Raw genomic sequence first — 12,736 nt, forward strand, 5'->3', positions numbered from 1 at the left:
TCGTCGACCTGCGCAACGTCTACAAGCCCGCCGAGATGGTGCGGGCCGGCTTCACCTACGCCTCCATCGGCCGGGGAAGCGTCGTCCAGCCGGAAGCCGAGACCGTCGCATGAGCGGAGGCCCTGTTCTGGTTACCGGCGCCGCCGGCTTCGTGGGCATGCACGTCGCCGAGCGCCTGCTCGATCGTGGAGAGACCGTGATCGGCGTCGATGTGTTCAACGCCTATTACGACCCCGCCCTGAAGGACGCCCGCGCCGCCCGTCTCGACGGGCGACAAGGCTTCTCGATGGTGCGGATGGACATCGCCGACCACGAGGCCCTGCTCGAACTGGTCAAGTCGTCGGGCGTGAAGCGGATCGTGCACCTGGCCGCCCAGGCCGGCGTGCGTTACTCGATCGAGAACCCCTTCGCCTATGAGCGCTCGAACCTGGCCGGCCACTTGGCCGTGCTGGAGGCCTGCCGCCACGGCGGCGTCGAGGCCCTGGTCTACGCCTCGTCGAGCAGCGTCTATGGCGATCGTCCCCTGGCCGGAGAGGGCTTCAGGGAGACCGATCCGGCCGAGGCCCCGGTCTCGCTCTACGCGGCGACCAAGCGTTCGTGCGAACTGCTCAGCCAGAGCTACGCCAAGCTCTACGGCTTCCCGCAGGCGGGCCTGCGCTTCTTCACGGTCTACGGCCCGTGGGGTCGCCCCGACATGGCCTATTTCAGCTTCACCCAGAAGATCCTGAAGGGCGAGTCGATCGAGGTGTACGGCGAGGGCAAGATGGCCCGCGACTTCACCTATATCGACGACATCGTCGATGGGATCATCGGCGTGCTCGACAACCCGCCCCCGCGCGGCGGGCACGAGGTTTACAACATCGGCGACAACGACCCCGTTGGCCTGATGGACATGATCTCGGCCCTGGAAGCGGCGATCGGCGTCGAGGCCAACAAGATCATGCGCCCCATGCAGCCGGGGGACGTCACGGCCACCTACGCCAACATCGACAAGCTGCAGGCGCTGTGCGGCTACAAGCCCAAGGTCAAGCTGGCCGAGGGTCTGCAGCGCTTCGCCAAGTGGTACGCGGAATTCTACCCGCGCGCCTGATCGCGGCGCGACCGCGCGAATGATCGAAGGGGCGGCCGCCGCGAAGCGACCGCCCCTTTTTTCGTGTCAGGACGCGGCCTGGTTGGCCAGCTCGACGCCCGAGAAGGTGGGGCGGGCCGGCCCCAGCAGACGGCGATAGAGATCGTCCAGCGAGGCGTTCAGGCGACCGCTGGTGTAGCAGGCCTCGAACCGGTTCAGGCCAGCCTCCCGCAGCGCATCGAGGCGGGAAGGCGTCAGATCCTCCAGCACGTCCTTGAGGGCGTCGGGCTGGTCCAGCGAGACCACCAGCCCGGCCTCGCCGTTATTGACCACCTCGGGCAGGGCGCCGCGGTCGCTGACGATCACCGGCAGGCCCGCGCGCATCGCCTCGATGGCCACGAGGCCGAAGCCCTCCCAGCGCGAGGGCATGACCAGAACGTCGGCGGCCTGCATGAAGGCGGCCACGCGCTTGCGGTCGGCCCAGCCGTGGAAGGTCACGCGCTGGCGGTTCACGGCCGAAATACCCGAGGACACCACGGCGCCGCCAACGACGTGCAGGTGGATGTCGTCACGCTGCAGCCGCTCGACGGCGTCGAGAAGGATGTCCAGGCCCTTCTGCGGGTCGTGCCGGCCGACGAAGAGCAGGTTGAGACGCCCCTCGCCCAGCGCGACCGGAAGTCCGACCTCGGGCGTGCGGCCCACGCCATTGTGGATGACCATCATCCTCTCGGCCGGCACGCCGGCGGCGATCGCGGCCTTCTGCTCGTAGTCGGAGATGTTGACGATGGCGTCGCTGAAGCCGCTCAGGACCCGCTCCAGTACAGCGTAGACCTTGGAGCTCAGCGCCTTGCCGTCGCGGGTGAAGGCCCAGCCGTGCGGGCAGTAGATCACCTTGGGACGCGGCCGGGCCAGCGCCAGCACCGGCCGTGCGATGCCGGCGAAGCTGCTGTGCAGGTGGACGATGTCAGGCTTCAGGTCGCCGGCGGTGCTGGCCAGCTTCAGGCCAAGTCGGACCAGATCAGCGACCGTGCGCTGCTCGCAGTCGAAGCCGACGATGCATTCGCGCGGGATCGACGGCACATGGTCGAGCGAGGATTCCGGCAGCAGGAAGCGCACGTTCTCGACGCCGTAGGCCTCGATCTGAACGGGGGCGATCTCTTCGAGATAGCTGGCCGTCCCGCCGGGCAACATCTGAGCGAAGTGCAGGATCTTCATGATTGGGCGCTCTCGGCGACGCGCGTGTAGAAGGCTTCGCGCACGGGATAGACGGCCGTCGTGGTGTAGCCGCGCGCGTTCTCCAGATTGACGGCGCTGGCGCGGACCAGCTCGTCGCGGTCGGCCGCCAGCCGGCCGACGACGTGGGCCCAGCCCTTGGCGTCGTCCTGGGGCACGAGGAATTCGGGGCCCACCAGCTCGGTGTTGCCGGGCAGCTGGCTGCAGACGCACGGCAGGCCGCGGGCCTGGGCCTCGATGACCACGCGCGGCAGGCCTTCCTGGCGCGACGGAAGGACGAACAGATCGGTCTGGTCGAGAATGGCGTAGACCTCGGCGCCGGCCTTCTTCTTGCCGAGGAACCGCACCTGGTCGGCGACGCCGAGCGCCGCGGCCTGGGCCTCGAACTCGGCGCGCGTGTCGCCGTCGCCGACCAGCCAGAGGTCGACCAGCACGCCGCGCGACTTGAGGATGGCCACGGCCTCGATGATCAGGTCCTGGCCCTTCAAGTGCTTCTGCATCATGGCCACGTTGACCAGGGTCAGCCGCTCCTTGCCCAGGCTCTCGGCCGAGCGCGGCGCGGCCGCCAGGTGGTCGGGCGACAGGTCCAGCGTGGTGTAGTTGAAGGTCGGCCGCTTGGGGTTCGGCGGATAGTCGGCCTGCAGCGAGCGGGCGGTGACGTAGGACGAGACGGCGGCCATGCGGCACTGGGCCTTCATGATCGCCGTCCAGATCACCCGGTAGAAGGCGCGGAAGCGTTTCTTGTAGGCGCCGGGCGCGAACTGGGCGTCGGCGTCGGCCATGGCCTCGACCGCGAAGGGCATGCCGCGCAGGGTCAGCACCATCCAGGCGATGGCCGGGAAGATGCCCGGCACGCGCAGGATCACCGGCGACTTCCGGGGGATCGAGAAGAAGGTCTTGAGGATGCTGGGCCCGAAGCGCAGCAGGTCCGCCGGTCCGTGGACGGGCGGCAGCGCGATCACCTTGACCCCGGGACCTTCGACCGCCAGCGCGCCCGCTTCCTCGATGTCATGCACGCGGCACAGCAAGGAAACGTCGTTGAACACCGTAGTGTAGCGTTTCGAAAAGTTCTCGTAATGGGTGCGATTTGACGATGGCGCGCCGTCGGTTCGCGTGAAATCCCCATCCAGGACGACAAAAACTCGCTCGAACTTAGTCATTTTCCGTCCTGGACGTCTTCACACAAGCGTTGCAGGCCACATCCGGCCGCGAAAAGCCAAGCCATAACCGGACATGGCGGCACCCTAGCCACTAGATGTGACGACAATTAGCGATGAAACGGGTTTTATACCCGGGCTTTGTGCCTCAGATCGTCTTCAACACGCCCGAGCTTTTCTTCAATCGCGATTTGTTTCGCCAGTCCAGACTGATGGCAATGGCGAAGGCCGCCACTTGCACCAGAGAACCGATAGTGATCGCGACATATGCACTGTAGAGGCCGAGACTGGCGCTGAAGAAGCCAGCCGCGAGGGTCGCGACCAGTCCGATCCCGTAGCAGACGGCCATGCGGCTCGACAGACCGGCGGCGAAGGCGGCCGAGGCCAGGATCGACACGCAGTAGAACGGGCCGGCCGAGATGGCCGCCATGGTCAGCGGCCCCAATTGTCCCGCGAACTCGGGACCATAGACGATGCGCAGCACCTGCACGCCGACCAGCCGCACGGCGACGACGGCGACGATCGAGACCCCCACAGCCAGCGCCAGGCCGATGCCGGTCTGCCGGATGAAGCCGCGCCGGTCGTGAGCGCGCACCGCCGAGGCCAGCCGGGGCAGCAGAAGCTGGCCGACGGTGGCGAAGGCCACGCCGCCGACGGCGACGAAGTGGAAGGTGGCGGCGAACACGCCCAGCGCCTCGTTGCCGATCCGCTCCAGCGCGTAGCGGGGGGCGTTGGAGTTCAGCGACATCAGCACCGACGACAGGGCCATGGGCGCGGAGACCAGCGCCAGGCTCATCCGCCGCTTCACCGTCTCCGGCGTGCGGTCCCAGACCTGTCGGAGCGTGACGGGATTGGCCATGCGGCGCTCGGCGATCAGCGCCGCGGCGCCCCAGACCCCGGCCAGGATCAGCAGCGCCAGCCCCAGATTGTGGGTCAGCCAGTAGGCCAGCGGGAAGACGAGCGTCGACATCACTAGGCGGCTGATGCTGACCTCGACGATCAGGCGAACCTGGGAGTCCCGCTGCAGGAAGCCGTAGGACAGGTCGAAATAGCCCTCGGCGAAGCGCAGGGCGAACACCCCGAAGGCCAGCCACAGCGCCTCGGGACCGCGCCCCGAGAGGGCCAGGCCGGCCATCAGCACCAGATAGATCACCGCCGGCAGAACCGTGCGCAGGAAGGTGAAATCGGCGTCCTCGACGCCATCGACGCGCTTGGAGACGACCTGCTGGCGCAGGGACATCCAGGCCATGTAGCCGGCGGGCACGGCGATGCCCTGCAGGAAGGCGAATTCGCCCAGCCGGTGCGGCCCTTCCGAGCGCGCGACCAGCGCCATCATCAACCATTGCAGGGCCGCGGGCGTAATACTGGCCAACATCAGGCCGATACTCTGGGCGCCTAGCCGACGCATACCCTGAAGCTTGGGCTTATCGGCGAAAACTGCTTCTTCCGTATCCCCTCGCGGGTCGGAGACGGACATGCGCACCCTCATCGATACAATTCGCGCTGGCTTTCACATGTAGGCCTTTCGGATGCAAGGCCGGCGTCATACACGGAGCGCAATACTTAAGAGGAGCAGTCGATGCGCTTCGAAAAGGGCGATGAAATGACTAGACGAGTGGCGCTGCTGTCCACGGAATATCCGCCCTATCCTGGCGGCATCGCCACCTATGTCGGCGGCATCGCCAAGGCGCTGGCCGCGCTTGGCCATCGGCCGACCATCATCGGCGTGGGCCCCGAGGCGCCCGATGCCTCCGAAGGCGTCGAAACCCGCCACATCGCCCTGCCGCCCTATTCGCACAAGCAGCTGCCGCTGATCGCCCGCAAGACCCGCGCCCTGCTGGCGGCCGAGGACTACGACGTCATCTTCGCCTGCGACTACCGGATGATCATGGCGATCGGCTGGCTGAACCGCCGCGCCAAGATGGTGGCCGGCGTGCACGGCACCGACATCAAGAGCAAGATCCTGACGAGCCTGGGCGCGGCCGGCGTCTATCGCCCTCTGCGCAACTTCCGCAAGGTCGTGGCCAACAGCGAGTTCACCAAGAGCGAACTGCTGAGCAACCACCCCTATGTCGATCCGGGCAAAGTGGATCCCGTGCCTCTGGGCGTCGACGCCTTCTGGCGTGAGCCCGACGTCGGCAGCGACGTCCTTGAGCGCCTGGCCATCGGCGAAGACCGCATCGTGCTGGTCTCGGCCGGCCGGCTGGAGCGCCGCAAGGGCCAGAACATCACGATCGCCGCTCTTGAGCGCCTGCCGCCGCACCTGCGCGAGCGCGTCACCTACCTGATCGTCGGCAAGCCGGTCGAGGCCGACTACACCGCTGAACTGGAGGCGGCGATCGCCGCCGGCGCGGCCGACGTGCGCCTGCTGGGCGTGGTCACGCGCGAGGACATCCGCGCCCTGTACCACCGGGCCCACGCCCTGATGCACACGGCCACCTACATCCCGCGCAAGGCCGAGGGCTTCGGCCTGGTCATCGCCGAAGCCGCCGCGGCCGGCGCCCCGGCGATCGCCTCCCGCGTCGACGCCATCCCCGAGGTCGCCATCGACCAGGTCACCGGCCTGCTGACCAAGGACGGCGATCTCGACGACGTGGCGCGCGCGATCACTGCCCTGATCGAGGAACCGGGCCTGCGCGAACGCCTGGCCGCCGGCGCCAAGGCCCGCAGCGACATGTACGTTTGGGAAGTCGCCGCCAAGGCCGTGCTCGACGAGGCGGCCTGACGGAAAGAGCTGGGGAGCGTCGCCGACGCGGCGCTCCCCGGTCGTTTCGCGGCCTACCGGAACAGGCCCTGTTCTTCGAGGCGACGGGCCATGAACGTCGAACCCGACTGGGTCAGGTGGCCGTAGTCGAACTGCACCGGCGAGCCGTCCGGCAGCGTCTGCACGCAACGATCGCCCGAGCACAGAGCCTGGTAGGTCGAGACGTAGGTCACGCCCTCGCGCCGGGCCATCACCCGCATTTCCTTGTCCAGCTGACCGGCTTCCGGCACGCGGTGCTCGGCCGGCAGGTGCGGTTTGCCCTCGGTAAGGGCGCGAGCGATCAGGCGCGGCAGCGGCGCGTCGTACTCCACGATCGGCCCGACCAGGACGACGCTGAGACCGCGGGTGCGCAGGGCCCTCAGCGTCTCGACCAGGCCCGGCATGTCCTCGGCCCGCCAGCGGGCCGCGATGATCACCCGGCGCGGCGTGTTGTGCTTGAGGAAGTCGTCATAGACCATGCCCATGATCGCGTCGCAGGCGGGCTTGGCGTTGGCGGCGCGCTTGAGGACCGGCTTGCAGCCCGTCGCGGTGGCCTGCAGGACGGCGTCGCTCGACTGGGTCGCGGCCAGGCCGCTCCAGAGGTGCGCGGCGTGGCTGTCGCCGATCAGCACGTCGTAGGGCTTGCCCGCCGGCGGGGTCAGGCAGACCTTGCGATCATAGTCCTCGAGATGGTGGCCGGAGGCGATGAAGCACTTGCCGCCGCGATAGGCCGGGTCGGCCTCGTAGGACAGCCAGCTGGCCATCTCGCGCGCCTGCGGCGGATAGCGCTCGGGCCAGCCCTTGCTGGCGACCAGGCCGCCGAACACGGCCAGCAGCACGGCCGACCAGACGCCGACGACGATCAGCAGCCGACGGGTGGTGAACAGGTCCTGGCGACGGAACGGACGCTCGACGATCCACCACGAGGCCACGCCCAGCGCCAGGCTGGCCAGGACGAGGACAACCTTCACCAGGAGCAGCGAGCCGTTGGCCAGCAGCACGGCGTTGCTCTGCTGGAAGACGATCAGCGGCCAGTGCACCAGATAGAGCGAATAGGAGATCTTGCCGATGAACACCGCCGGCGGCAGCGACAGGCCGCGATTGACCAGCGAGCCGCCGCAGCCGCCCAGCCAGATCAGGGCCGCCGCGCCCAGGCAGGGCGGCAGGGCCGCGACGCCCGGGAACGGCGTGGAACGGCCGTAGAGGAACAACGGCCCGACGATGCAGGCCACGGCGACGACGCCGATCACCTGGCGCAGCCAGGCTGGCGGCCGCCAGCCGAGCGGCAGGATGGCCAGCGCCGAGCCCAGCATCAGCTCCCAGGCGCGCGAGTACGGCAGGTAGAAGGCGGTGCTGGTGTCCTTCGCCACGGTGATCACGGCGGCGACGAACGAGAGGATCGAGATGCCCGCGATGACGGCCAGCCAGGTCCGCAGCGAGCGGCGGCGCAGCAGGAACAGCACCGGCGGCAGCAGCAGGTAGTACTGCTCCTCGACGGCCAGCGACCAGGTGTGCAGCAGGGGCTGGGTGGCGGCGTGGGCGGCGAAGTAGTCCGAGGTCGCCCAGAAGAAGATGTTCGACACGCTGGCCAGGGCGGCCAGGCCCGAACGTCCGAAATCGTCGAGCTCGGACGGCAGCAGAAGCATGAAGGCCGCCGCCGTCGTCACCGTCATGGTCGCCAGCAGGGCCGGAATGATCCGGCGGATGCGGCGCACGTAGAAGGTCGAGATCGAGAACGATTGCCCGACGATCTCCTTGCGCAGGATCGAGGTGATCAGGAAGCCGGAGATGACGAAGAACACGTCGACGCCGACATAGCCGCCGGCCAGGGTGCCGAAGCCCGCATGGAACAGCAGCACCGACATGACCGCCACGGCGCGCAGGCCGTCGATGTCGGCGCGATAGGCCAGGGAGGCGTGCTGGGCGGAGGCTGGCGCCGCGGTTTCCCGGGTCGCGGCGGAGGGCAGGACGGCGTCGTCCGCGGTCAGGGCGCTGCTGGTCACGAGGCGTCTCCGCTGGCGGCTGGGGAGGAGGCGTTGGAGGTCGGGGCCCGGAAACGGGCGGGGCGGGATGTCGGGACGGCGCGTGCGCGCAGGCCCTCCATGGCCGGCGCGGCGACAGCGTAGGCGGCCGCCAGCCCCAGCGGCCCCCAGAAACAGAACATCTTCATCGTCGCCACCGACCAGCCGGCCAGTACGGTTCCGAACAAGGTCGCGACGATCGCCACGGCGATCAGCGGCAATCGTCCGGTCGCTTCGCGGTAGCGGTTGGCCGCGCGGCCGGTGATCTGCACCATGACGCAGCCCATCGCCGTCCAGGCCAGAACGCCGATCCCGCCGAGTTCGGCGGCCAGGCGCGAGTGCAGCGAGAACGACGGGAAGAACGACGAGTTGGGATCGGTCATCCAGCGGACGAACTCCCAGCTCAGCGCCCAACTGGGAATGGTCGAGGCCACGTAGAAGCCGTACTGCCCCATGCCCACGCCCAGCAGCGGATGCTGCAGGAACAGCTTGATCTGGATGGCCACCGTGCCGAAGCGCGTGACGTTCGAGACCTGGCCCGACTGCACCATGGTCTCAGCGATCTGGTCGCTGTTGAGCGCGATATAGAGCAGCGGCAGCAGGTTGGCGGCGATGAACAGGACCATCACCACCCGCCAGGCCATGCGGAAGCTGAAGCCTCGCATGCGCAGGATCTGGTCGATCAGGAAATAGGCGGCCGTGATGATCATCACCCCGACCAGGGCGGTCCGGCCGGAGATGAAACCGAACACCACCAGCAGCGCCGTGCACACGAAGATCAGCGGCTTGAAGCTCGAACGGATCGGCGAGCGCAGATACGAATAGGCGAACGGCAGGATAAAGATCTGGAACGCGCCGAAGTTGGACGGCTCGTAGGTGATGCTGTGGATCCGCCCCGGGATGAAGTGCCCCCGCCCGACCGCGGCGTGCAGGAACTTGCTGGAAAAGGCGGTGTAGGCCGTGGTCACCGGGCCGATGTGCCACGCCATGAACTCGATGCAGCCGACGACGGCCGCCACGACCAGAACGATCATCAGCGGGCGCATCACGTACTTGTCGAAGTCGTAGATCGCCGCGTTGCGGATCAGGTGCGCGTAGTAGAGGCCGAACACCAGCACCATGGTGCTGGTCATCATCTTCTCGCCGCCGCCCCGGTTGCGGAAGTTGGCGACCGAGATCTCGTTGAAGTTCACGACCATCGACAGAAAAATGACGAGCGCGAACAGGCCGAGAAAGAATGTCAGCGTCTTGTCGATCGACAGCCGGCCGTCGCGGAAGAAGCTGAACGCAATCAGCGGCGTGGCGAACACCGCGAAGATCGCATAGGCTTCATGGCCAAGCTCTCCGAGCGGCGAGAACGAGAACTCGCCGTTGAACGGAAAAATAAACACAGAAAACGCGATGAGCAGAAAGCTGACGTTTGTCACGCGCGACTGCGTAACACGACCAGCCGCCCGGTTCGACGCGAGCGAATTCTGCCTTGCGGACATGAAGACCATGCTTGTTACGATATCCGTAGCGACGCCGTCTCGTGATCGTCGCCTGGACGCCGCGGCAACTCTTCCCGGTGCGTGTAGCAGCCTCCTCGCTCCAGGGGAAGCGAGGCGCCGCAGCGCAACACGGAGATCATGCAATTTTCACGCGGCGCCGCCGGAAGAGGCGGACGGCGGCGGCGCCCGCGTCAGTCGGGGCGCGTCGAGACCGCCGAGGCCGGCGCGACCGCGCGCTTGCGCGAAAGGGTCTTGGCGAAGTCGATCATCGGGGCCTCGACGACGCGATAGGTCACGCTGGCCAGGACCGCGGAGACCGACAGGACCACGACATAGAGCACGACGAAGGCCGCCGCCGGCCGGCCGCCCAGGTCGCCGACCATCCCGTCCAGCAGGTGCAGGACCAGGAAATGCAGCAGATAGACGCTGAAGCTGATCTTGCCGATGTAGCGCAGGACACGGTTGTCGATGACCGGCCAGGACGCCTGCGACGAAAGCAGCAGCAGCAGGGCCAGCATGGCGCTGACCACCAGCGGGTTGCGCAGCGGCCCGAGGCCGAGGGCGCCGACAGCGCACAGCAACGCCAGCACCGCCAGCAGCCCGGCGTTGGCGTGCGGCGCCAGCCGTCCGGCCAGAGCCCCGCTTCCCAGATGATGGACCACGATGCCGAACAGGAAGGCCGGCAGGTTGGTCAGGAAGCCGAAGTGGATGAAGTGCGACAGCGCCTCGGGCTCGACCCGGCCGGCCAGCAGGACCGGCAAGGCCAGGCGCGAGACGATCGACAGCGCCACCCCGGCCGCCGCCACGACGAGCGCGCGCCTGAGCGTGGTCATCGTCGCCAGCAGGAACGGGAAGATGAAGTAGAACAGCGCCTCGCAGGCGATGCTCCAGCCGCCGGGGACGATGTCGTTGATCGCGCTGGGCGACAGGCCGTGCACGAAGAACACGGTGAGCAGCACGTTCTTGATCACGGCCGCGTCGATCTCGTAGCCCGGCGAGGTGATCCCGCGCAGCGCCAGATAGAGCACCACCGCCAGATAGAACATCGGCGCGATCCGGAAGAAGCGCCTGATATAGAAGTCCCTGGCGACGAAGGCGCGGCCGGCGTAGGCGCTGAACATCGTGAAAGCGCTGACGATGAAGAACAGCTGGACGCCGCGCAGGCCGAAACCGGCGAAACGCTCGAGCAGGACCGGCAGGCCCGGCGTCGCCTGGCCCACATGGATCAGCACGACGCCGCAGATCGCGAGTCCACGCAGTCCGTCGAGATAGCTGAGCCTCGCGCCCGGAGGCGGCGCGATCGGACGCGTCGCCTCGAGCGCGGCCGCCGCCTCATGCCGCATGCTCATCGCCCCCAAAAACCGCACGCTCCGGAGAAATACATCCCAAAGGCGCATTCAAAGCACATAACGCCCATAGTTGATCTAGCCCTTGGAGAACAGCCCTGGCGTTCGCGTTTTTCGGCCCCACGCGGATCTGCCGGAATCGCTACACCCATCGAGCAAAATTTAGGCATGAACGAGGCGCCGCACCGATCATCGCCCGCCCCATCACATCAAAGTGCAGCACAATTCGAAATAATGGAACCCTTCTTCTTCAAGTTTATATTATCGTTTCCCTACAAAATGAGCACGCACAAGCGGTAATATGGAACCCATGACCTAGGATAAGCTTCACCATTGGAGCTATCAGCTTAACCACTACACGATTCAGGGGAGCGCAATTCATGGAACGTCGTTTTTTTATCGGCGGGATGGCGACACTGATCGGCGCCGCTTCGGTGCGCGGCAGTTTCGCGGGCGGATGGCAGCAGGCCGCCGGCCAGGCCACGCGGGTCAGGATCGCCCCCATCGGCGACAGCCGGACGGCGATCATCACCTTCGACCTGAACCGGATCCAGGGCGCGTCGCAGTGCCACTACAACTGGGCGAACATGCTGCACCGCCAGCGTTTTCCGCTGTCGGGCGTGTTCGCGACCTCGGGCTTCACCTCGACCCAGGCGCTGGACTGGCTGCCGTCGGCTCTGAGCTCGGGCGCGGCCTTCCTCTCCATCCTGCTGGGGGTGAACGACGTCGCCGCCGGCATTCCGGTGGCCCAGACCGTCGCCAACATCAGCTTCATGATCTCCCAGGCGCAGGCCGCGGGCCTGCGGGTGTTCCTGTTCACCGACCCCGGCAACCAGTCGATGAGCACCAGCCAGGCGGCCAGCTTCCACGGCGCGGGCGGACTGAACGACCAGTTGCGCGCCATCGCCGCCGCCAGCGGCGGCCAGGTGATCCTGGTCGATTGGGTCTCGACCCTGCTGTCGAGCACCAGCCCGATCACCTTCCGCTCCGGCTACACCTATGACGGCACCCACCTCGACGTTCCCGGCGCGATCGCCGGCGGCGCGTTCTTCGCCGGCGTGGCGGCGGCCTACCTGCCGGCCGAGGCCGACCCCGCCCCCGTCGGCAACCTGGCCATCAACAGCGACTTCGCCACCACAACCGGCGGCTCACCCGGCGCCGGCAACAGCGGCGTGCTGCCCTACAAGTTCTCGGGCGGCGTGGACAACGCCAATTGCGGGGCGGTGTTCTCGCTCAACACCCGCGCGGACGGGCTCAAGGAGATCGTCGCCGCCGTCACCACGGCCAACGCCGCAACGGCGCTGGGCGGAATTCGCGTCAACCAGGCCCTGCCCATCGCCCTGTTCCCCAAGAGCGCACGGTTCCTGGTCGGCTGCCAGATCGACGTAGACGCCGGCCACGTGAACCTCGCCGATGTCGGCTGCCAGCTCGACTACAACTACACCGACGGAACCTTCGCCCAAGCCTTCCAGGCCCGCTCGTCCGGCGGCAAGCGGGTGATCCCCTCGACGGGCGCGCTGAAGCTGACCATGGAAAGCCTGCCCGACATGGTTTCCGATACCAAGACCCTCGCCAGCGTCACCTTGCGCATGACCGCGCGCTGCCTCGGCGCCGGCAAGGCGACCGTACGCATGCGCCGCCCATGGGTGGTCCCCGCTTAGCCCGATCGAAGCCGGA

At 67.4% G+C, this 12,736-nt stretch carries 10 protein-coding genes; 4 read left to right on the top strand and 6 right to left on the bottom strand.

Features of this window, described 5'->3' with window-relative positions:
- Together AC07NS_RS00005 and AC07NS_RS00010 are read left to right on the top strand one after the other, a co-directional pair.
- A partial coding sequence (locus AC07NS_RS00005) for a hypothetical protein (RefSeq protein WP_494601830.1) occupies positions 1–113 on the top strand: 113 nt, incomplete at its 5' end.
- Positions 110–1,090 (top strand): NAD-dependent epimerase/dehydratase family protein, encoded by a 981-nt coding sequence (locus tag AC07NS_RS00010; RefSeq protein WP_494600501.1) that lies wholly within the window; start codon positions 110–112, stop codon positions 1,088–1,090. The genes AC07NS_RS00005 and AC07NS_RS00010, both read left to right, overlap by 4 nt.
- Positions 1,091–1,156: 66 nt before the next feature.
- On the opposite strand, the gene AC07NS_RS00015 is transcribed toward AC07NS_RS00010, so the two are convergent.
- The 3 genes from AC07NS_RS00015 to AC07NS_RS00025 form a co-directional block, all read right to left on the bottom strand.
- Entirely contained in the window at positions 1,157–2,284 is a 1,128-nt protein-coding gene (locus AC07NS_RS00015; RefSeq protein WP_494600503.1) for a glycosyltransferase family 4 protein, read from the bottom strand.
- Positions 2,281–3,348 carry a glycosyltransferase gene (locus tag AC07NS_RS00020; RefSeq protein ID WP_494600505.1) on the bottom strand — a complete coding sequence of 356 codons (1,068 nt, stop codon included), beginning with the start codon at positions 3,346–3,348 and terminating at the stop codon, positions 2,281–2,283. The genes AC07NS_RS00015 and AC07NS_RS00020 overlap by 4 nt, the downstream gene beginning before the upstream one ends.
- Before the next feature lie 259 nt (positions 3,349–3,607).
- A complete protein-coding gene (locus AC07NS_RS00025; RefSeq protein ID WP_494600507.1) occupies positions 3,608–4,834 on the bottom strand; it encodes a lipopolysaccharide biosynthesis protein in 1,227 nt (408 codons plus the stop codon).
- Positions 4,835–5,038: 204 nt separating this feature from the next.
- Between AC07NS_RS00025 and AC07NS_RS00030 the strand changes: the two genes are divergently transcribed.
- Positions 5,039–6,184 (top strand): glycosyltransferase family 4 protein, encoded by a 1,146-nt coding sequence (locus AC07NS_RS00030; protein ID WP_494600509.1) that lies wholly within the window; start codon positions 5,039–5,041, stop codon positions 6,182–6,184.
- A 53-nt stretch (positions 6,185–6,237) separates the two neighbouring features.
- Here the strand turns inward: AC07NS_RS00030 and AC07NS_RS00035 are convergent, their stop codons facing one another.
- From AC07NS_RS00035 to AC07NS_RS00045, 3 genes are all read right to left on the bottom strand, one after another.
- On the bottom strand, positions 6,238–8,205 hold the full coding sequence (locus tag AC07NS_RS00035; protein ID WP_494600511.1) for an acyltransferase family protein: 1,968 nt from the start codon (positions 8,203–8,205) through the stop codon (positions 6,238–6,240).
- The gene (locus tag AC07NS_RS00040; RefSeq protein WP_494600513.1) at positions 8,202–9,614 is read right to left on the bottom strand and encodes an O-antigen ligase family protein; all 1,413 of its coding nucleotides are present in this window, start codon (positions 9,612–9,614) and stop codon (positions 8,202–8,204) included. The genes AC07NS_RS00035 and AC07NS_RS00040 overlap by 4 nt, the downstream gene beginning before the upstream one ends.
- Before the next feature lie 290 nt (positions 9,615–9,904).
- Positions 9,905–11,062 (bottom strand): acyltransferase family protein, encoded by a 1,158-nt coding sequence (locus AC07NS_RS00045; protein ID WP_494600515.1) that lies wholly within the window; start codon positions 11,060–11,062, stop codon positions 9,905–9,907.
- A 377-nt stretch (positions 11,063–11,439) separates the two neighbouring features.
- Here AC07NS_RS00045 and AC07NS_RS00050 point away from each other — a divergent pair, with 377 nt between their 5' ends.
- A complete protein-coding gene (locus tag AC07NS_RS00050) occupies positions 11,440–12,720 on the top strand; it encodes an SGNH/GDSL hydrolase family protein (protein ID WP_494600517.1) in 1,281 nt (426 codons plus the stop codon).
- Positions 12,721–12,736: the final 16 nt, after the last annotated feature.

The sequence above is a fragment of the Caulobacter sp. GW821-FHT10A10 genome (assembly GCF_059415745.1).

What these genes read in the sequence shown, in the direction of transcription:
- AC07NS_RS00010 (WP_494600501.1), top strand. Translation starts at nt 110, where the DNA reads ATGAGCGGAGGCCCTGTTCTGGTTACCGGCGCCGCCGGCTTCGTGGGC.
- AC07NS_RS00015 (WP_494600503.1), bottom strand. Translation starts at nt 2,284, where the DNA reads ATGAAGATCCTGCACTTCGCTCAGATGTTGCCCGGCGGGACGGCCAGC.
- AC07NS_RS00025 (WP_494600507.1), bottom strand. Translation starts at nt 4,834, where the DNA reads ATGTTGGCCAGTATTACGCCCGCGGCCCTGCAATGGTTGATGATGGCG.
- AC07NS_RS00030 (WP_494600509.1), top strand. Translation starts at nt 5,039, where the DNA reads ATGCGCTTCGAAAAGGGCGATGAAATGACTAGACGAGTGGCGCTGCTG.
- AC07NS_RS00045 (WP_494600515.1), bottom strand. Translation starts at nt 11,062, where the DNA reads ATGAGCATGCGGCATGAGGCGGCGGCCGCGCTCGAGGCGACGCGTCCG.
- AC07NS_RS00050 (WP_494600517.1), top strand. Translation starts at nt 11,440, where the DNA reads ATGGAACGTCGTTTTTTTATCGGCGGGATGGCGACACTGATCGGCGCC.